Origin of the sequence: Erwinia aphidicola (genome assembly GCF_024169515.1) — a bacterium.
Classification (GTDB): domain Bacteria; phylum Pseudomonadota; class Gammaproteobacteria; order Enterobacterales; family Enterobacteriaceae; genus Erwinia; species Erwinia aphidicola.
In genome coordinates this window covers 125,171-148,176 of the sequence record NZ_JAMKCQ010000001.1, presented here as the reverse complement: position 1 = coordinate 148,176, position 23,006 = coordinate 125,171, and the positions used below count along the sequence as shown (strand labels likewise).

Sequence of the window (23,006 nt, the reverse complement as noted above, 5' to 3'; positions counted from 1 at the left end):
ATTATTGGTTACCTTGCTGCAGCAGTTCATCGACGTAAGTGTCAACTTCACTGGTGGTATTTTTAATGTTTGAATCGTCACATTCTTTAATGTGCAGTTCTAACGTTTCACAAAGCTGCTTGCCGGGTAGCAAATTTAACATGGCAAACACGCCTTTCAGCCGGTGTGCGGTCTGAGCCAGCGCACTGTAATCCCTGTCTGCGGCTTCATTATACAGCCTCTTTACATCATCTGGTACTGTATCAACGAAAAGCTGGAAGTAGCCACTGGCGAAAAGTTGAGCCGTATCCTGCGGGTCCATATTTTCGTCAGTCAACTCGTCCCGGGCAAGCTGTTGTTCAATCAACGTCAGCAGCGCATCCTGCATCGCACTGCTGATATTGAAGTTCACGCGGTACTGATTTGCAGCCAGCTGGCTGAAACCGGGTTCATCATCCGTGAGCAGTAGCGACCATGGCGTTAAACGCTGTGGATCGTCAGTCACCAGCACATCATGTTCCTGGCCGGAGAAGCGCTCGTCTGGCGTAATACAGTTCGCGCCCCAGTTTTCCAGTTGATGCACCACGATTTTACGCACGTCATCAACGGTAATATCAATCAGGGCGTTAACCCCTTCCAGCAGTTTCTCTTCCTGATCCTGCTGTGGCTCCAGCGGGGCGTGTAGCTGAATACTGTAGCGCGAGCCAATATCCGGGCGCGCCGCAATGTCCAAATGCCCGCCAAGCTGTTTACACAGCTGCTTGCAGAGGAAGAAGGCCATACCGGATGCCTGACCAAAACGATCCTGGTGCGTCTCTCCGAGGAACGGGAAATCGGTATTCGCCATCTCATCGGCGGACAGCCCCGCGCCGGTATCGACAATCTCAATCGACAGGCGGTCGGCGCGCTCTGGCGGTGCGCTGATGGTGATGCTGACGCGGCCCCAGGTGGTGGTGGTCACCGCGTAATGCACCAGCGTTGAGAGAATTTTAGCAATGGCCCGGCGGTCACCGAAACGCATCTCATCGCTGCTAAGGGTGTTGTTAATCATCAGCGTCAACCCTTTGCGGCGCATTATCGGCAGGATCTCTACCGCCAGCTCATCCAGCAGGGTTTGCAGGCTGAAGCTGCAGGCGTCCGGCGCCCAGTCGAGGGTTTCCAGCTGGTTCAGCAGCACGATATCATCCACCAGGCGGCTCAGAGCCTTTGATGCCTCCAGCGAATCTTCGAGCTGCTCAGGCGGGTGTTCCGCCCCGAGCGACTGCAAACGGCCGATAACATCATGCAGCGGGCGCTGCAGGGCATGACCCAGGTTCTGTAACAGCTGCTGACGCGACTGGTGGTTTTTATCCAGCACCTGCTGCGCTTTCTGCAGCTTCTTGTTGACCAGTAATTCCCGGTCCTGATCGCGCATCATAAACAGCTGGGTATGCGGAGAGATGACGCTGCGCGCATGGCGGATCTCATACACTTCGTTGTTCACCGTGGCCTGCAGCACGCCCTGATGCTGATCGGACATATTGATAATCTTTTGCAGGTTAAGATGCGGCAGCAGATGTTCGGCAATCTTGTTACTGATAATCGTGCGGTTGTTGGCGAAGTCATACACCAGCAGACCGACCGGCAGCGTGCCAACAATCTCTTCGTTCAGCAGGCGCAATGACTCCAGCTCTGCGCTCTGATTCTCGCTCGGGCGCAGCGACTGCTGGCGCAGCAAAAACAGCCCAGCCAGCGACATGATCAGCAGCGCGAGGTTTGCCAGCAGCGGCCACAGCAGATTGTGCAGGGTATCAATGACCAGGCCGGTGATCGGTACGCGATAAACCAGCTGTAGCGGGGTGCTGGCCAGCGAAGCGGCAATTTCAATATTCGGGTTAACCCAGTCAATGCGCGTGCTGCCGTTGCTGTCCTGATTGTCATCCCCTTCCGCCACCGGTGCGGCATCCTGCTTCAACTGGAAGTTTTCCAGCGGCATATTGAGCGGGACCAGGTCATTCACCGGCAGGTCAAACGCCACCACGGTTGCCAGGTGACCCGGCTGATTAAAAGTGGTGCGTACCGTAAAGTAGTGGTCGTTTTGCCAGCTGAAGCGGCGCAGCGGCGAGAAGCTCTCGCGCTCGTCCAGGGCGTTGGCCTGCTGCAGCATCTCCGCGCGGCGTGCCTCAACGATATTGCTGATGGCGCTCTCTTTGTAGCGCGTGGCCATATCCTTCAGCGGCAGGGTAGAGACCAGGATCATGCTGTTATCCTGGCCGTTCAAAAAGTACATCGACCAGGTGCTGTTTTCCGCGCCCCACAGCGTATCAAGGTAGTTGCTCATGCGCAGGGTCATATCCAGCGTGCCGCTATCGTGAGAACCAAAAATCAGCGCTTCGGTTTTACGACGGGTTTTTTCCAGATAGTAGACGTCCGGGCGCAGGCGCGTTTCCTGCAGACTGTTCGATGGCATACCGGCCGCGCTGGCCGCCAGGTTTTCATAGATCTGCCAGGTGGCGAAGCGATAGGTATCAATGCGCTTCTGCATGGCATGGGTGATATCCGCCATCGCATAACGTTTTTCCGTCAACCAGGCGTTTACCGCGTTGTGGATCATAAATCCTGATGCCAGGAGCAGCACCACGATAAACATCACAAAAAAGCGCGTAACATTGCCGGATGTCAGCGGAAATTTATATGGCAACATGCAATGAAACCCCAGTTAACGTGTAATCAGTCGGGCGCTGGCAGCCACGACTAAAAGCAGCGCGGCAATGGCACTGAAGGCCACCGACAGGCTGGACAACTGTGAGATAAATCCGACTAAAGCCGGGCCTGCCAGAATACCTGCATAACCGATGGTTGTCATGGCCGAAATCGCCAGATTGACCGGCATCACCTGCTGTTTACCCGCAGCGGTGAACATAATCGGTACGGCATTGGCACCACCAAAACCGATCAGCATAAAACCCAGCAGCGTCACCAGCGTACTCGGCACCAACACCGCCAGCAGCATCCCGGCGGCGGCGCAGAGCGTGCCGCAGAATAGCGTCGCGGTGCGGCCAAAATAGTTAACGATTCGGTCGCCGGTTAAGCGGCCAATGGTCATCGCCACCGAGAACACCGCATAGCCCAGCCCGGCCTGAGCGGCAGGCAGGTCACGAGCCTGGTTGAGGAACAGCGCCCCCCAGTCGAGGATTGCGCCTTCGGTTAAAAACAGAATAAAGCACATCACTCCAAGGAACAGTACCCAGCCACGCGGCATCACAAACAGCGGTGTATCCGGCTGGTGCAGGCGCTGGTTCATCAGGTGACGCTGGCAGCCCAGCCACAGCAGGACCAGTAATAAATCGATAAACAGCACGCCAACTAACGGACTGGCGCCAAGGGCGAGGGCCGCGCTGACCAGACCGGCACCGACAATCCCCCCCGCGCTGAAAAAGCCATGAAAGCCCGACATCATGGCCTTATCTGCGGCCTTTTCGACCTCCACGGCCTGGATATTCATCGCCACGTCGATTAACCCGATCGCAGCACCAAATACCATCAGCGTCAGGCCCAGCGAGAGGGGCGTTGAGAGCGATGCCAGCAGAGGCAGCAGGACCAGCAGTAGAGCACTTCCGGTGGCCATCACCCGCTTGCAACCGAAGCGGCCGACCAGCACGCCGGTGAGCGGCATGGCGATCAGTGAGCCTAAACCCAGGCACAGCAGCAGGGTACCGAGTGAGCCGTCACTCAGCTGAGCACGCTGTTTAGCGTAGGGGACCAGCGGGGCCCACGACGCCATCCCGATACCGGCGATCAAAAACGCTATTCGCGTTGCGCGCTGTACTGCTCGCGCTTGAGTATCAGAGGCTTGCGCATCCACTGTCGTCATTTTATCCCTATTGCCAGCCACAAAAATTAGCCCCAATTTTTACCACATCTGACCTGTTTTAAGAAGCTAAACCCTGGCGGAATGAGGTTAAAAGCGCTGGCATCAATCCAGCTACATTAGGGTAGAGGAGTTAATAACCTGAAAAAATGCGGCTGTTAATCAGAATTGTCGCTTAAGGGCAAATTTCCAGAGGAGTCCTGGAAAACGTGACGGGGATCACTCCTTAAGCCAAATCACTGGAAAAGCGTAAAAAAATTCTGCTGGCAGTGACTTTATGACCGTTCCTCACCAGACATTTGTCTGGGATAAAACTTGTGCTGAATGTCACGAATCAACATGAAATTTTCGCGAAACTCACCGGGGGGTATTACCTGTTTTTAATCCACTCTGACCTAATAAATCGCCCATTCCTCTCGCTGCTGATTAGGATTTTTCTTGGATTTAAATCAAATCATTACTGTCAGCTGAATCGTAATTATCTGACATTTTTTGCCGCTCTTCTCAGCTGTCGAGTACGGTTAGTAATTAAATAAATTTATCCTTCCGATAAATAAACATCAAACAACACATTCACTTTATTAATTATATCTGTTAGTGAAATTAACAAAATAACAGTCTCTATTAGCCAGTTTAGGTCCTATATTTTCGCGGGGAAACTAACCCCCGTCCGTGCATCAGGTGAAAAGCGCTGCCGGTAGATGGCACTGCTCAAAATTTTGTCTAACGCAATAAAAGTGAAATTTATTTTCACTTTTGTGCGTTGGACACTTAATCCCTGTTATCTGGTGTACACGAGGTTATGACCATGGCACAGCTCAATAATGGCAGCGTAGAAATCCTTTCACGCGACGACGGAACGATCCTCTCTCAGGCCACTTCGGGCTCCTCGAAAACGGTTCTCCTCAATCAGCCTAGCGTGGTGAAAATCCACGGCACGCGCGAGATGGTGGCTGAATACGAACGCCAGGGTAACGACCTGATCCTGCACATGAAAGATGGCACTACCGTGCGCTATCAGCAGTTCTTCTTTGACGATGTGGACGGCGAGCACAGCGAACTGGTGTTTGACGATGGGGTTAACCGGCCGGAGCACGTGCTGTTCCCGGTGACCAACGAACTTGATGCACAGACCGCGATGGTCCTGACCCCGCAATATGAATCCCTCGGCAGTATTGAACCGCTGCTGCTGGCTGATACGGGGGCCGGTAGCGGCGTGATGACCGCTGCCGGTATCGGGGCGCTGGGATTAGTCGGCGTGGGCATCGGCGCCTTAGCGGGCGGTGGCGGCGGTGGCGGAGGCAATGACAACAACGGCGGCACTAATCCGCCTGCCACCACGCCGACGCTGACTATCGGCAACTTCGCCGGGGATAACATTCTTGACGGCAGCGAAAAGCAGACCAGTCAGCTGCTGAGTGGCACCACCACCAACGTGCAGGCCGGGCAGACGGTGACTATCACGCTTAACGGCGTGAGTTACACGGCGGTGGTGCAGGCCAACGGCAGCTGGAGCGTTTCCGTGCCTGCCAGCGCGCTGCAGGCGCTGGCGAGCGGGACTGCCACTTTCTCCGCCACCGTCACCAACGCCAGCGGCCAGACGGCGACCGACACGCATAATTTCACCGTTGAGCCAACGGTGGTACCCGGCGTACCCACCCTGACCATCGGCACTTTTGCCGGGGATAACGTGCTGGACGGCGCGGAAAAGCAGACCAGCCAGCTGCTGAGCGGCACCACCACCAACGTACAGGCCGGGCAGACGGTCACCATTACCCTGAACGGCGTTTCCTACAGCGCCAGCGTGCAGGCCAACGGCAGCTGGAGCGTCTCGGTTCCTGCCAGCGCACTGCAGGCGCTGGCGAACGGCACCGCGACCCTCTCCGCGACCGTCACCAACGCCAGCGGTCAGACAGCCACTGATACGCATAACTTTACCGTTGAGCCCGATACCAGCGGCAGCCCCAGCATTAGCATCACCGCGCCGATAAGCGGCGACGGTTACCTCAATGCCACAGAGGCACAAAGTGCGCTGACCATTTCCGGTACGGCCAGCGGTCTGCCAGCCGGCACGGCGATTTCCGTCACCCTCGGCGGCCATGCTTACACCACCACCACGGCAGCGAACGGCAGCTGGAGCATCAGCGTGCCGTCTGCCGATCTGCAAAGCCTGCCGCAGGGTTCAAACCTGATCGTGGCGACCGCGACGCTGGCCAACGGCACCACCTTGCAGAACAGTACGGTCGTGACGGTTGACGTCCACACCACGCTGCCAAATGCCGGGATCGATCTGCCGTTTGGCGACGGGGTGCTGAGCGGTGCGGAAGCGGGCAGCAGCCAGACCATCACCGGTAACACCGGCGTTAGCGGGGCGGGCCAGACCGTCACTGTGACCTTCAACGGCAACACCTACACCGGCACGGTAAACAGCAACGGCAGCTGGAGCGTCACTCTGCCCGCCAATGCGGTCTCAACCCCGATTGAAGGGCAGCTGCCGCTGGTGGTGACCGTCACCGATCCCGCAGGCAACAAAACCACCACCACCACCCAGGTGAATGTCGATACCCAGCCTCCGGGGCTGGAGGTGAATATTCCTGATGCCCCACTCAACGCCGCCGATGTCGGCCAGGCGTTGACGCTGACCGGCACCAGCACCGGCGGCCAGACCGTCACCGTGACGCTGGATGGTCAGACCTACACCGCGACGGTGGGCGCGAACGGCAGCTGGAGCGTCAATATTCCAGCTTCCGCGCTGCAGCAGCTTGAGCAGGGGAATAATTCGCTGACGGTAACGGCCAGCGATAAATATGGCAACACGGTCAGCAGTGACCCGCTGAATCTCAACGTGGATACGCTGGCGCCTGCCGTTAGCGTTAACCCCGTCAGCGGCGATGGCTACGTCAGCGCCGCTGAACTGGCGGGTAACCTGACCATCAGCGGTCGGGCGGAAGCCAACAGCACTATTCAGGTGAAGTTTGGCGACGTGACGCTGACCACCACCACCAACGGTTCCGGCGACTGGAGCGTGGTGGTTCCGCCGGAAAGCAAAGCTACCCTCATTGACGGCAGCTATCCGGTCACCGTGACGGCAACCGATACGGCCGGTAACCAGGGCACGGCCTATACCGAGGTGACCTTTGCCGCCCAGCCAGCCAATCAGCCAACCATCACCTTCAACAGCTTCGCCGGGGATAATATTCTGCAGGGGGCAGAGCTGAATGTGGCGCAGGAGCTGAGCGGCACCGCCGCCCACGTGCAGGCCGGACAAACCCTGACCCTGACCTTCAACGGGGTGCAGTACACCACCACGGTGCTGGCGGGCGGGCTGTGGCACGTCTCCATCCCGGCCAGCGCCCTCAGCGGCCTGAGCGACGGCCAGACGGTAACGTACTCCGCCACCGTTGCCGATAAAGCAGGCAACGTCGCGACCAGCAGCGGTTCGGTCAGTGTGGCTCTCGATCCGGCTGCCGCCAGCCTCGCCATTGCTCCGATCAGCGAAGATAACTGGGTCAACGCGCAGGAGGCTCAGTCACCGGTTAGCGTGAACGGTACCAGCCTCAATCTGCCCGTGGGCGCGCCGCTCACCGTCACCTTTAACGGTCATACTTACAACACCACCGTGGCAGCCGATGGCAGCTGGAGCATCACCATCCCTCCGGCTGATTTCGCCGGAGTGGCTAACGGCAGTTATCCGGTGGTGGTCACCGATGCCAATAACAACTCGGTGACCAGCAGCCTCAATTTGGGCGTGCAGGTTAACTTCCCGAACAATATTGAATTTAATGCCGCCTTCGGTGGCGACAATATCCTCAACCTGGGCGAATCGACAACCCCGCAGGTGCTGAGCGGTAATACCGGGCTGGCGCTGCCGGACCAGGTGGTCACCGTGAGCCTGAACGGCGTGAACTACCCGGCGACGGTTAACCCGGCCACCGGCGAGTGGAGCGTAACGCTGCCGCCATCGGCGCTCAGCGGGCTGCCGCAGGGGAGCAATACGGTCACCGTGACCGTCAGCGATGCCGCAGGCAATCAGATCGTCAGCAGCACCACTGTCAGCGTGGATACCACCCCGCCAACCCTTTCTGTCGGCACCATTGCTGGCGACGGCGTGATTAACGCCAGCGAGCAGAATCAGCCGCTGGTGCTGAGCGGCCAGGCAGAGGCGCTCAGCACCATTACCGTGGTGATCAACGGTGTGACCTACCACAGCGCGGCCGATGCCAGCGGCAGCTGGAGCGTCAATGTCGACCCGGCCACCCTGCAGGGGCTGAGCGATGGCAAATATGACATCAGCATTACCGCACGCGACAGCGGCGGCAATGAAACCACCGTGCAGGCGCCGATCGTCATCGATACCGCGCCTCCGGTTGTGACCGTCGCGCCGGTTTCCGGCGATGGCTATCTTAATGCTGCCGAGCATAACGCGGCGCTGGCGATCGTCGGCACCACCGAGCCGGGTGCGGGCGTGGTCGTGACCATCAACAACGTCGACTACACCGCTACCGTGGCTGCCGACGGCAGCTGGAGCGCCAATATACCGGCCAATGTGGTTAGCGGCCTGGCGGACGGCAGCTACACCGTGACGGTGACCGCTACCGACAGTGTCGGCAACATGGGCAGCAGCAGCCAGCCGCTGACCGTGATTGCCAGCGCTGCCTCGCTGCCGGTGATTACCGTGGGCGCGTTTGCCGGCGATAATATTGTGGATGGCGCCGAGAAAGGGCTGTCGCAGCTGATGACCGGCAGCACCAGCAACGTACAGGCCGGGCAGGTAGTGACCGTGACGCTTAACGGCAACCAGTACACCGGGCTAGTGAACGCCGACGGCAGCTGGAGCGTGCTGGTTCCGGCAGCGGCGCTGGCTAACCTCGCGAACGGCACCGACAGCTACACCGTCAGCGTCAGCGACGTTGCCGGTAACCCGACCAGCGCCAACGGGAGCTTCACCGTTGATAACACCTTCAGCGCCATCGCCATCGGGGTGATCAGCGATGACAATATGCTGAGCCACAACGAGTCGCTGTTGCCGATGGCGATTCACGGCTTCAGCCGCTTTGTTGCCGCAGGCAGCCGCGTCGCGGTGACCTTCAACGGCAAAGAGTATCTGACCACGACCAATAGCGACGGTAGCTGGACGGTGAATGTGCCGTCTGCCGACCTGGTGGCGCTGCCCAACGGCAACCTGACCGTGACCGCCACTGCCACGGATATCAATGGCAACACCGTCACGGCTCAGCACTCGCTGGACAGTTCCGTGACCTCTGAGCTCGACCTCAGCATCAATCCGCCGTTTGGCGATGCCTTGCTCAACGCGGTGGAGGCCGGAAGCGAGCAGACCCTGAGCGGCAGCACCGGGGTGGAGGGGGCAGGCCAGACCGTCAGCGTGGTGATTGCGGGGATTACCTACACCGGGACGGTGGACGCGCAGGGCAACTGGAGTGTTTCCCTGCCTTCCGCCGTGCTGCAGTCTCTGCCGCAGGGGGCCAACTCCCTGAGCGTCACGGTGGCTGACAGCGCGGGCAACACCAGCACGGCGACCGGCAACTTCACCGTCGACACCGTAGCGCCGCAGGTCAGCGTGGAAGCCCTGACCGGGGATAACCGCATCAACGCCGCAGAGAGCGGCGAGCTGCAAACCCTCAGCGGCTCCGGCGAGGTCGGCGACCGCATCACCGTCACGCTGAATGGCGAAACCTACACTACCACGGTTGGCGGCACCGGCAGCTGGAGCATCGATCTGCCGGCAAACGCACTGACGGCCCTGACCAATGGCAGCTACCCACTGCAGGTCACCAGCACCGATACGGCGGGCAACAGCACCACCGTCACGCGCACCATCGAAGTGGACCTGACGGCCCCAGCGGTCAGCGTTAATCCGGTCTCTGACGGCGTGATTAACGCCGCGGAATCCGGCCAGCCGCTGGTCGTCACCGGCAGCGGGGAAGCGGGTAACGTCATTAGCGTTGAGCTGAACGGTACCGCCTTCAGCGCGGTGGTCGGCACCAACGGCCAGTGGACGCTGACCATTCCGGGAACGTACGTGGCGGGCGTAGCCGACGGCAGCTATACCCTCAACGTCACCGCAACCGATCCGGCGGGCAACACCAGCAGCACCAGCACGCCGCTGGCTATTGATACCGGGGTTCCGGCGATCTTTGTCTCTAACGTCACCGCCAATAATATCGTTGATGGCGCAGAGCAGCAGGTGGCGCAGATTATCAGCGGCACCGTGACCAATGCCGAAGCCGGAAATACGGTTACCGTTACCCTGAACGGCGAAAGCTACACCACCACGGTGCAGGCGGGCAGTCCGGGCAGCTGGCAGGTGGAGCTGCCGGCATCGGCGCTGAGCGGGCTGGCGAATGGCTCTTACACCCTGACGGTCAGCATTACTGACCAGGCAGGCAACACCGGCAGCAGCAGCAAAACCTTCACCGTGGATAACACCCAGCCGGCGATTGCCTTCGACCCGCTGAGCGACGACGGCTATCTCAACCAGCAGGAAGCCGAAAACGGGCTGGCTGTGAGCGGTAGCACCCTCAATATCGCGGAAGGCAGCACCGTCACCTTCACCTTCAACGGCAAAACCTACAGCGCGCAGGTGCAGGCGGACGGTTCGTGGAGCACCACCATTCCGGCGGGCGATCTCACCGTACTGGCCGATGGTCCGTTTACCGCCACCGCCAGCGTGGTGGCGCCAAATGGCACTGAGGTGACCAGCAGCAGCACCCTCAATGTGCATATCAACACTCTGCCGCAGCCAACGCTGGAAGCGCCGTTTGGCGACAGCGTGCTGACCAATGCTGAAGCAACCGCAGCCGCGGGCCAGACGCTGAGCGGCACCACTGGCGAAACCGGCAACGGCCAGACGGTGGTGGTCAACATCGGCGGTACGGACTTTAGCGCGACCGTTAACAGCTCCGGCGTGTGGACGCTGGCGCTAACGCCGGAACAGCTGCAGGCGCTGCCGACCGGGCAACAGAACATTACCGTCACCGCGACGGACGTGGCCGGAAACAGCAGCACTACCACGCCGGTTCCGGTGAATATTGCCACTGAGCTGCCGCCAGTGACGGTTGGCCCGGTGGCGGAAGATGGCATTATCAACGCGGCGGAACATGAGCTGCCGCTCGACATTAGCGGTACTACCACGGCGGGCAATAGCGTGGTGGTCAGCCTGAATGGCAAAACCTATGAGGCGGTGGTCGACGGTGACGGCAACTGGAGCGCCACCATCCCGGCCAACGACGTGCTGGCGCTGCAAAACGGCGGCTATCCGCTGACGGTCACGGTTTCTGACCCAACGGGCAACCAGACGGTTAACAGTGAAGTAGTCCAGGTGCAGCTTACCGCGCCTACTTATACCCTCGATCCGATTGCCGGAGACGGCATCATCGATCGCGCTGAAGCCGCGCAGCCGCTGGATATCACCGGGACCGGCACCAACGGTGATACCGTCAGCGTCACCATTGGTGGCCAGACGCTGACCACCACGGTGGTGAACGGCGCATGGTCAGTGACCGTTCCGGCAGAGACCCTCGGGGCACTGCCGCAGGGCGACAACACGGTAACCGTAGTGGTGACCGCGCCGAACGGTAACAGCGCCAGCCAAAATGCGACGGTCGATGTGGATACCAGCATCACCAATCAAGTGTTGGTGAATCCGGTTGCGGGCGACGATCTGATCAATGCGGCAGAAGCGGCCGCCGGGTTTAACGTTACCGGCAGCGTGCCGGACGGCAGTACCTCGGTGGTCGTGAACTTCAATGGCACTAACTACCCTGCCACCGTCGGGCCTGATGGCCTGTGGAGCGCCACCATTCCGGCCGGCGCGCTGAACGGCGCGACCGATGGCAGCTACACGCTGACCGTGACGGCCACTACAACGGCGGGAGATGTCGCGACCGTGACTCGCCCTGTCGGGCTGGACACCACGCCGCCGGACTTTACCGTGGCGCCAATTTCTACCGATGGCTATCTCAATGCCGCCGAGCAGGGGCAGCCGCTGACCATCAGCGGTACCGGCGACAGCAATGACAGCGTGCGCGTGACGCTGAACGGCAAAGTCTACACCGCTAACGTTGACGGTGACGGCAACTGGTCGGTCAGCGTTCCGCCAGCCGATCTCGCTGCACTGAACAACGGCGACTACACCGTCAGCGTGGCGGTGAAAGATGGCGCGGGCAATATCAGCACGCAGACCCCGGCGCTGACGGTGGACGTCGCTGCACCAGCGCTGACGCTAAATCCGCCAGCCGGGGATAACATCCTCAACGCCGCCGAGCAGCAGGAGGGCATTACGCTGAGCGGCAGCGGCGAGCGCGGGGCCAGCATTTCCGTCACGCTAAACAATGAAACTTACACCACCACCGTCGGGCCAAACGGCCAGTGGTCGCTGCCGCTCAGCGCTGACGATCTGGCTGCGCTGACCAACGGTAACTATCCGCTCAGCGTGACCGCTACCGATGCCGCAGGTAACGTTACTACGCAGACCAGCACGCTGGCGGTCAGTGTGGACGCGGCAACGCTGCCGACCCTGACGGTGAACACCTTTGCCGGTAACAACATCGTTGACGGCGCGGAACAGCACGTCAGTCAGGTGCTGAGCGGCACCACCACTAACGTGCAGGAAGGGCAGCTGGTTAGCGTCACGCTGGGCGGTGTGACTTACACTGGCGTAGTGCAGGCCAGCGGGTCATGGAGCATAACCATTCCGGCCTCCGCGCTGGAGGCGCTGAGTAACGGCCAACAGAGCTACAGCGTGGTGGTCAGCGATGCGGCAGGCAACCCGGCCACGGTCAGCGGCAGCTTCGAGATCAATAATCAGCTCTCCGGCCTGGCGATTAACCCGGTCAGCGTGGATGGTTACCTGAATGCGGAGGAAGCGGCGCAGCCGCTGACCATCAGCGGCACCTCGGCGAATTACACGGCGGGAACCCAGCTGACCGTGGCGATTGGCGGGGCGTCTTACCTGGCAACCGTACAGGCAGACGGCAGCTGGAGCGTGACGCTGCCGCAAAACGTGGTGGCGGATTTCACCGACGGCACGCTGCCGATTGTGGTCAGCGGCCCGGATGCGGCGGGCGTCACCCAGACCAGCAGCGGCAGCCTGGTGGTGATTGTTGATACCCAGCCGGTGGTCGCCGTTAACCCACCGTTTGGCGACGGCGCGCTCAACGCGCAGGAGGCAACGGCGACACAAAATATTACCGGCAGCACCGGCGTGACGGGCGATGGTCAGACCGTCACCCTGACGCTGAACGGCACCACCTATACCGGTATCGTAGCGGCTGACGGCAGCTGGAGCGTGGCGGTACCTGCCACCGCGCTGGCGGGCCTGGCCCAGGGGGATAACAGCTTCAGCGTGGTGGTCAGCGATGCCGCAGGTAACAGCGCCAATACCACCCAGCCGTTTACGGTCGACACCGTGGCACCAACGGTAACGGTAGCCCCCGTGGCGGGCGATGGCATCCTGAATGCTGCCGAACAGGGCGCGGATCTGGCCGTCAGCGGCCGGGGCGAAGCCGGGGACACGATTGTCGTCACGCTGAACGGCGTCACCTACCAGGGCGTGCAGGTCAACGGCAACGGCGACTGGACGGTATCTGTTCCGAGCGCCGATTTGCAGGCGCTGGCTGACGGCAGCTACACGCTGAGCGTTACGGCGACCGATGCAGCAGGCAACAGCACCACCACCAGCAGCCCGCTGGAGGTCAAGGCGGCGGCCGCCGATCTGCCGACCATCAGCATCAATACCTTTGCCGGCAACGATATCCTGGACGGGGCGGAGCAGCAGAGCAGCCAGCTGCTCTCCGGGACCACCAGTAATGTGGAAGCCGGGCAGACGGTCAGCATCACCCTTGGTACGGAAGTATACAGCGCGCTGGTGCAGGCGGACGGCAGCTGGAGCGTCTCTATTCCTGCCTCCACGCTGCAAGGGCTGGAGAACGGCACTACCACCATCGCGGCGGCGGTCAGCGATGCGGCCGGAAACCCGGTCAGTGCCAGCCATGATGTCACGGTAAACAGCCTGGCATCCGGCATCAGTATCGACCCGATCTCCAACGACGGCTATCTCAATGCCAGCGAAGCGCAGGAGCCGCTGATCGTGACCGGGCACACCGCCAACGTCGACGCGGGCAGCCAGCTGACGCTGACCATCAACGGCCAGACTTTCCAGGCGACGGTCGGCAACGGCGGCGCATGGAGCGTGGTGGTTCCGGCTGCCGCGCTGGCAGGGCTGCCTGATGGCCCGGCAACCGTCGGCGTCAGCGTCACCGACGCCACCGGTAACCTCGTCAACAGCAGTGCGAGCCTGAATGTGGTGGTCAACACGCTTCCTGCCGTCACTGTCGACGTGCCGTTTAACGACGGCGCGCTCAACGCGAGTGAGGCCGCGCTGACCCAGACGCTGAACGGCACCACCGGCGTCAGCGGTAACGGCCAGACGGTGAGCGTCACCATTGACGGCACCCAGTACAGCGGCACCGTCGACGGTAACGGCAACTGGAGCATCAGCCTGCCTTCTGCGCTACTGCAATCCTTCGAACAGGGCAGCAATACCCTGCAGGTGACGGCAACCGATGCGGCGGGCAACGCCAGTACGCAGCCGGTCAGCTTTAACGTTGATACCGTGGCTCCGGCCATTACGCTGAACCCGATTGCCGGCGACGGTATTATTAACGCCAGCGAAGCGGGCCAGCCGCTGACCATTAGCGGCAGCACCGATAACGGCAGCGGTCCGGCGCTGGAAGGGCAGACGGTCACCGTTAACTTCAACGGCCAGACCTGGACCACCACCGTGGGTGCCGACGGCAGCTGGACGCTGGATATTCCGGCGGCGGCATTGACGGGCGTCAGCGACGGCAATTACACGCTGACCGCCACGGTCACCGACCAGGCGGGCAATCCGGGCAGCAATAGCGCGGATGTCACCCTGGCGACCGCCGCGCTGCAGCCGACCATCAACACCCCGTTTGGCGATGGCTACCTCAACCAGGATGAAGCAGGCGCAGGCCAGACGCTGAGCGGGACCACCGGTACTGTCGGCGCAGGCCAGCAGGTCAGCGTGAACATCGGCGGCACGGACTATCCGGCCACGGTGGATAACAACGGCAACTGGACGCTGAATATCCCGGCGGCTACGCTGCAGGGGCTGAACGAAGGCAATCTGCCGATTACGGTGACGGTGACCGATGCCGCGGGTAACAGCGGCACTGTCAGCAGCGCCGCCATCGTGGACCTGACGCCGCCGGATCTGGTGCTGAATAACGTGGCGGGTGATAACGTCATCAACCCGACCGAGATCCAGCAGACGATTACCGTTTCCGGCAGTACCTCGCCGGATGAGGTGGGCCAGCAGGTCAGCATCATCTTTAACGGCATCCAGCCTGCTTACATTGCTATCGTGCAGAGTGACGGCAGCTGGAGCTTCGATCTGCCGGGCAGCGTGACCAAAACGCTTGCCAACGGCGATTACACCGTGACCGCCACGCTGACCGACAGCGCGGGCAACCAGACGGTACAAACTGAAACCGTCACCGTGCGCGCTACCGCTGCTGACCTGCCGTTAATCACCATTGCTCCGGTCTCCGGCGATGACTACATCAACAGCACCGAGCATAATCAGCCGCTGCTGCTGAGTGGCACCACCAGTGACGGCGTGCCGGACGGTCAAACGGTCACCATCACGCTCGGCGGCCAGACTTATACCACTACGGTAACCGGTGGGGAATGGAGCTTCAGCGTACCGGCTGCGGATGTACAGCAGCTGGCGGATGGTGCTCAGCAGGTGAGCGTTTCCGTCACCGACCGCGATGGCAATATTGCCAACGACAGTCAGGACTTCACCGTGGTGGCGCAGCCTGGCAACCTGCCAACCATTACCATCGATCCCGTGACCAGCGACGATATGGTCGACTACCAGGAGTCGCGCAGTGACCTGACGATCACCGGGAGCAGCCAGCATATTCCGGCGGGGCAGACGATTACCGTCACTCTGAACAATAAAAACTACACCGCGACGGTGGATGCCGACGGCAACTGGCAGGCCACCGTGCCCGCTGCGGATGTGCAGGCGCTGCCGCAAGATGGCAACACCGTCACCGCGACCGGCAATGATGTGGCGCAGAACGTGGCGACGGACAGCCAGGAGTTCACCGTTCACACCGTGCCGCCGCTGCTGACGGTGGATGTCGGCGTGGGTGCGGATAATATTCTCAGCCTGGCCGAAGCGCTGGCGGGCCTGCTGATTGAAGGCACCACCCTGCCAAACCTTAATCTGACCATCACGGTGGGGGCCAAAGTTTACAACGTGCTGGCCGATGCAGACGGTAACTGGAGCACCACTATTCCAGCCGCCGATCTGCTGGCGCTGGTGGACGGCAACGTCACGGTAGGCGTGTCCGTTATCGATACCAACGGCAATACCACCACCAGCAACGTCGGGATTGTGGTGGATGTTCACGATACGCCAACGCTGACGCTGGATCTGCCGTTTGGTGACGGCCTGGTGAGCGGCGTGGAGGCGGCGCTGGCGCAGACGCTGACCGGTACGGTGAGCAATCTTGAGGTCGGCACGGCGCTGGTGGTGACGGTCGGTAACCTGACCTTTGCCGGTACGGTGGGCGCTGACGGTACCTGGTCGGCGAATATTCCGGCGGGCGCGCTGGTCGGGCTGGGTAACGGGGCGGTGCAGGTCACTGTCAGTACCGAAGCCGGGCTGGTGAATCCGGCCAGCGCTACCGCCAGTGCGGAACTGGTGCTGACCACTACGCTGAACCCAACCATCAATCTGCCGTTTGTTGACGGCTTGCTGAATGTCGCTGAGGCGGGCGTCGCACAGACCCTGACGGGCACCACCGGCCTGATCGGGGCCGGGCAGACCATCAGCGTCACCATTGGCGGCACCGCGCTGACCGCGACGGTCAATGATAATGGCGTATGGAGCGCCACGGTGTCACCGGCGCAGCTGCTGGCGCTGGGCAATGGCAATCATGAAATCGTGGTGACGGCGGGCGATGCAGCGGGCAATAGCGACAGCGCCACGCTGAACTTCGACGCCATCGTAACCGCACTGCCAACCGTGTCCGTTGGCGGCCTTCCGCTGTTCGGCGACGGCGTGCTGAACGCGGCGGAAGCGGCGCTCGGCGGCACCCTGAGCGGGGCGATCACCCATGCCGGTGGTCTTGCGGGGCTGACGGTGACGGTCAACGTCAATGGCGCACTGCTGCCTGCCACCATCAGTGCCGACGGCACCAGCTGGTCGCTGCCGCTGTCGGCTGAGGTGCTGCAGGCGCTGCCGGACGGTAACTGGCCGATCTCGGTGACCATCACCGATGCGGTTGGCAACAGCAGCTCTGCCAATACCTCGCTGGTGGTGGCGGTGCATGATATTCCGGCCGTGACGCTGGTTACGCCGTTTGTCGATGGCCTGCTGAGCATTGCCGAGGCGGGCGTCGCCCAGCTACTCAGCGGCTCCACTGGCGTGACCGGGGCGGGGCAGAGCGTGCTGGTCAGTATTAACGGCGGTACGGCGATTGCCGCCACGGTAAACGCCAACGGCGACTGGTCGCTGAACCTGACGCCCGATCAGCTTGCCGGGTTTGGCAACGGGACGAAAACCGTGGTGGTGACCGCTACCGACAGCTACGGTAACGAATCGGTGCTCAACGGCAGCTACACCGCCGTGCTGACCGCCCCGGTGCCGACCATCACCAATCCGTTTGCTAACGACGCGCTGGGCATTACTCAGGCCAACGGTGCGATCACCATCACCGGGAATACCGGCGTGACCGGCGCCAATCAGGGCGTGGTGCTGAAGGTCGACGTCAATGGCATCAGCTATACCGGCACGGTGAACAGCGACGGCAGCTGGTCGGTGGCGCTGCCTGCCGGGGCGCTGAGCGGCCTGGCGAACGGCGAACACAATCTCAGCGTGACGGTAACCGATGCGGCAGGCAACAGCGCCAGCCAGACGCTGGGCTTCGACGCTTACCTGACGCTGCCGCTGCCGACGGTTGGCGTGGCGTTTGGTGACGGCTACCTTAACCTGAACGAGCTGACCAACGGCGGCACGCTGACCGGGACCACCGGGGCAGTGGGGGCAGGCCAGACGGTCTCCGTCACCCTCAACGGCCAGATCCATGCAGCTACGGTGGGGACCAACGGCAACTGGAGCCTCGCGTTGACCAACGCCGAACTGAGCGGGATTGGCCAGGGGTCGCAGAATCTGTCGGTGACCGTGACAGACCCTGCGGGCAACAGCAACACCATCAGCGAAGGCTTTATCGTTGACACCGTGGCGCCAGCGATCTCCGGCCTGACCTTTGCCGGGGATAACACCCTGAGCTATCTGGAAAGCCTGACCACTCAGACGCTGACCGGAACCACTAACGCTGCCGACGTCGGTTCCACCGTGACGTTGACCATCGGCAGCCAGACCTTAACCGGCACGGTGCAGGCCAACGGCAGCTGGAGCGTCAATGTCTCGGTCGCCGCGCTCGCCGAGCTGGCAACCAACCTGGGCGCTTACAGCGTGTCGATTACCGACGCGGCGGGTAACACCGCCACCGCCAATGGTTCGGTGATTCTTGACCTGACCGTGCCGCTGACGCCGTCAATCACGCTGAACCCGGTAACCGGCGACAATATTATTAACGCAGCGGATGGGGCAACCACCACCCTGAGCGGTGCGTTGCAAAATGCCACCCCGGGTGTCGGAGGCACCATCACCATTACGGTGAATGGCACCTTAGTCAGCACGGTGACGGTTAATGCAATCCGTGCGGATAACAACTGGACCTCGGCTGCACTCTCCACCGCGGAATTCCCGCAGGGGACAGATACGGTGGTTGTCACCTATACCCCAACCGTTGGCTCTCCGGTAACCACCACCACCACGGTGCTGGTCGATACGGTGGTGCCAACCCTGACTATCGGCGACTTTGCCGGTGCGGATAATGTGCTGAATGCCAGCGAAGCCGCGGTTTCGCAGGCCATCAGCGGCACCGCATCGCTCACTGAAGTGGGGCGTACGGTGACCGTCACGCTGGGCGGAAAAACCTACACCACCGTGGTGCAGGCGGGCGGTACTTGGTCACTCAACGTGCCGTCGGCGGATCTGCAGGCGCTGGGGCAGAATGCGCAAACCATTAATGCCTCTATTAGCGATGCAGCGGGCAACGTCGGGACGGCAACGCATGGCATCGTGGTGGATACCATACCGCCGCTGATCACGCTTAACGTGCTGGCGCAGGACAACATCATCAATGGGGTGGAAGCAACGCTACAGCAGCTGCTGACCGGGACAGCGACCGGCGCGGATGGGCAAACCGTTGGCGTCTATCTGGGCAACACGCTGCTGGCCTCGGCCGTGGTGACTGACGGGGTGTTCAGCATCCCGCTGGCCGCTGCCGAGATTGCCCTGTTAGCCAGCGGCACCAACGTGCTGTCGGTCCGAGTCAATGATGTCAACGGCAACCAGGGCAGCGCCGCGCTGACCGTCAGCAAAGTGCTGAACACCCTGGCGCTGGCGGTTGACCCGCTGTTTGATAATGGCTTCCTGAGCAAAGCCGATCTGCTGGTCGATCACGTGATTACCGGTACCGGCACCATTGGCGCAACGGTTTCTCTGTCTCTGGGGGGACAAAACCTGACCGCCACCGTGGGCCAGGATGGTAAATGGTCGCTGGCCATCCCATCCTCCGCGCTGAGCGGCGTGACCGATGGCAATCTGGCGCTCAATGTAGTGGTGAGCGACGCGGCAGGTAACAGCAAAACCCTGGCGGAAAACGTCACGGCGATTATCAACAACGTACCGGTAGTTCCGGCGCTTACCGGCCTGTTTGGCGGGGATAATCTGCTGAACCACGCTGAGGCGCTGCTGGGCCAGACCATTGGCGGTACGCTGAATGCGGTGGCCGGTTCAACCGTTACCGTCACCCTCGGCACTAAAACCTATACCACCACGGTGCAGGCGGGCGGGGCGTGGAGCGTAAATATTGGCGCCACGGATCTGCTTAGCCTGGCCACCGGGAACGCCACGCTGGGCGTCAAAGTGGTCGACCCGGCGGGCAACACCGCCAGCAACAGCGTCACCGTGGGCCTGCTGACCGCAGAACCGAGCATTACCCTTAACACCATCTTCGGTGACGGGGCGCTCAACCTCAACGATGTCACTAACTTCGCCAGCCAGCTGATTAGCGGTACGGTGAAAAACGTGGCGGCGGGCACTATCGTCAATCTCAACGTGGGGAATATTGTCTCTGCCACCGCCACGGTGAATGCCGATGGCACCTTCAGCACCAACCTGACGCAGGCGCAGCTGCAGCTGCTGACCGGTAACCCGAACCTGACGGTGACCGCTTCGCTACAGGATGCGGCGGGCAATACCGCCAGCGCCTCGGGCGGGCTGGCAGTTAACCTCACCGCGCCGTCGCTGGTGCTCAACCAGCTGCAGCTGTTCGGTGATGGCGTGCTGAACGCGGCGGATGCGCTGCTGACCCAGACCATCAGCGGCACCACCGCTGCCGGAGCGCGCGTGGTGGTAAGCGTGAACAGTACGCAGCTGGTAGCGACCGCAGACAGCGACGGGAAATTCAGCATTGCGCTGACCCCGGCGCTGCTGGCAACGCTGACCGACGGCAACCTCAATGTCGGCGTCAGCGTTACCGACGCGGCGGGCAACACCACCAGCAACTCGCTGAGTGCGATTGTGGGCATCAACAACCTGCCTTCGGTCACGCTGAATCCGCTGTTTGGCGATGGCGTGCTGAGCGTGGCGGAAGCGCTGCTCGGCCAGACGCTGAGCGGGCATGTGAATAACGTGGCGGCGGGAACCAGCGTCCGAATCAATGTGGGTACCACCACGCTGACCGCCACCACCGATGCCAACGGTAACTTCACCGCTGCGCTGGCGCCTTCGCTGCTGACCACGCTGCTGACCGGTAATCTTACCGTGGGCGTGGCGGTGACCGATGCCTATGGTAACAACGCCAGTGCCAGCGTGGGCGTCATCATCGGCGTGCAGAGCGCCCCCACTATCGCGGTCAACACTATTTTCGGTGACGGCGTGCTGAGCGCGGGCGATCTCGCCAACGCCCAGCTGATCAGCGGGACCTCCACTAACGCGGTGGCGGGTTCAACGGTCACGGTGGTGCTCGGAACGCATACCTATACCACCACGGTGGGCAGCGGCGGTGGCTGGAGCCTGAGCGTGCCGAAAGCGGACCTCGCGACGCTGGCGAACGGTACGCAGACGGCGCAGGTCACGCTTAGCGACCCGTATGGCAACAGCGCGACCACCAGCGGTACGGTCAGCGTGATCGCCCAGACCGCCCCGTCTATCACTATCGGCACGCTGTTTGGCGACGGCGGCCTGAATGCGGTCGAGGCGCTGTCGGCGCAGACTATCTCCGGTACCGCCACCAATGCGGAAGGTTCAACCATTGCGGTTAAGGTCGGTGCACTGACCCTCAACGCCATTGTTGCCGCCAACGGCAGCTGGAGTGTCTCAGTCCCCTCTGCCAGCCTGCTGGCGCTGGCGGACGGTACGCAGACCATTACCGCCAGTCTGGTCAACGGCGCGGGCAACACGGCAAACGGCTCGGCATCGGTGATTGTTGGTACGCACGTCACGCCAACGGTCACGCTGACCAACGCCTCGGTGTTTACCGACCACTACCTCAACCTGGCGGAAGCGGGGGCGGCGCAGACCCTGAGCGGCACGGCGACCAACGCGGTGGGCGGAACTGTGGCGGTCAACATTGCCGGTACGGTCTACAACACCACGGTGGGCAGCAACGGCAGCTGGAGCGTCAGCGTGCCGAGCTCGGGCCTCAGCGCGATTGCCGATGGCAGCCACACTGTCGCGGTAACCGTGACGGACCGGGCGGGCAACAGCACCAGCTTCACGGCGGTGACCCACAGCCTGCCGGCAGTTGGGGTCGATGCGGTTACCAGCCTGGTGAATGTGCTGTTAACCGGTCTGACCATCACCGGCGGCACGCTGCGCCTGGCAACGGGCACCACGGTCAGCATCACGCTGTCGCAGAATGGCCAATCGCAAACGCAAACGGCAGTGATTGACGCCAATGGGCGCTACAGCGCCAAGTTCACCGGGGGGCTGCTCACCACGCTGAACCTGGGCGCGCTGGTGACGGTCGCGGCGGTGGATGCGGCGGGCAACCCGGCGACGACCTCTACCACGCTGCTGCTCGGCTCGCTGTTACCGGTCAGCTCAACGGTGGCAGCGGCATCGCTGATGGCGGTCGCGGCTGATGACTCGCTGGCGGTGGCCTCAACCGATACCTCCAGCACCAGCAGCAAAACCAGCACCACCACGGAGGAGAGCAGCAGCACGGCGCATGCCGTCGCAGCAGTTCACTCGACGCTGGTGACCGACAGCGACACCAGCAGCACCGATGCCGCCACGACCAGCACCAGCGCGACGACCAGCACCGCGGCAGCGGCGACCACTTCCGTCGAGGCTGACAGCGATGCTTACACCATCGGCGGCGTCACCATTACGCTGGCGGACGGGCAGGTGCTGCATGGCGACTCGGTGACGGGTAGCAGCGGTAACGACACCATCTCGGTTGGCTCAATGGACTTTAGCCATATCGACGGTGGCGCAGGGACCGACACCCTGGTGCTGAACGGCGAGCATCTCACGCTGGATCTCACCTCGCTCGGGCTGAAGGTGGAGCATATCGAGATTATCGACCTCGGCAAGGCGGGCAATAACAGCATCAAGCTGGACCTTAATGAGGCGCTGAACATCACCGACAAGCAGACGGATGATTTGTTGATTAAAGGGACGCTGGGTGACCAGGTTACGCTGGCCAACGGTGATGGCGGCATCTGGGCTACCACCGGGCAGCGCACGGTCGGCGGGCAAACCTATGACGTCTACCACAACTCGGCGCTGTCGTCGGAGAACACCCTGGGTGACGTATTGATCCAGCACAATCTGCAGGTCCATGTCGTATAACAAAAAAATAACCCCTGCGCGGTTCGCATTCCCGTGCAGGGGGTCTAAAGTTAAGAGGAAGTGATGGGTTGGTAAAAATAATGACCAGAAGCGGCTTCGGCCGCTGTTGGTCGTTGTGGCGCCAGTCAACCCAGTATTGAAACTGGCACTCAACGACGCCGGTATTGATAACGGCATGAAAATTCT

At 61.5% G+C, this 23,006-nt stretch carries 3 protein-coding genes; 1 reads left to right on the top strand and 2 read right to left on the bottom strand.

The annotated features are described in order from the left end of the window. Position 1: 1 nt before the first annotated feature. A complete protein-coding gene (gene rcsD, locus J2Y91_RS00560) occupies positions 2–2,662 on the bottom strand; it encodes a phosphotransferase RcsD (RefSeq protein ID WP_133623221.1) in 2,661 nt (886 codons plus the stop codon). A 15-nt stretch (positions 2,663–2,677) separates the two neighbouring features. Continuing rightward, on the bottom strand, positions 2,678–3,832 hold the full coding sequence (locus tag J2Y91_RS00555) for an MFS transporter (RefSeq protein ID WP_062818157.1): 1,155 nt from the start codon (positions 3,830–3,832) through the stop codon (positions 2,678–2,680). 805 nt (positions 3,833–4,637) lie between these two features. On the opposite strand from J2Y91_RS00555, the gene J2Y91_RS00550 reads away from it, so the two are divergent. Continuing rightward, complete coding sequence (locus J2Y91_RS00550) at positions 4,638–22,820, top strand: Ig-like domain-containing protein (RefSeq protein ID WP_253536797.1); 18,183 nt, start codon at positions 4,638–4,640, stop codon at positions 22,818–22,820. Positions 22,821–23,006: the final 186 nt, after the last annotated feature.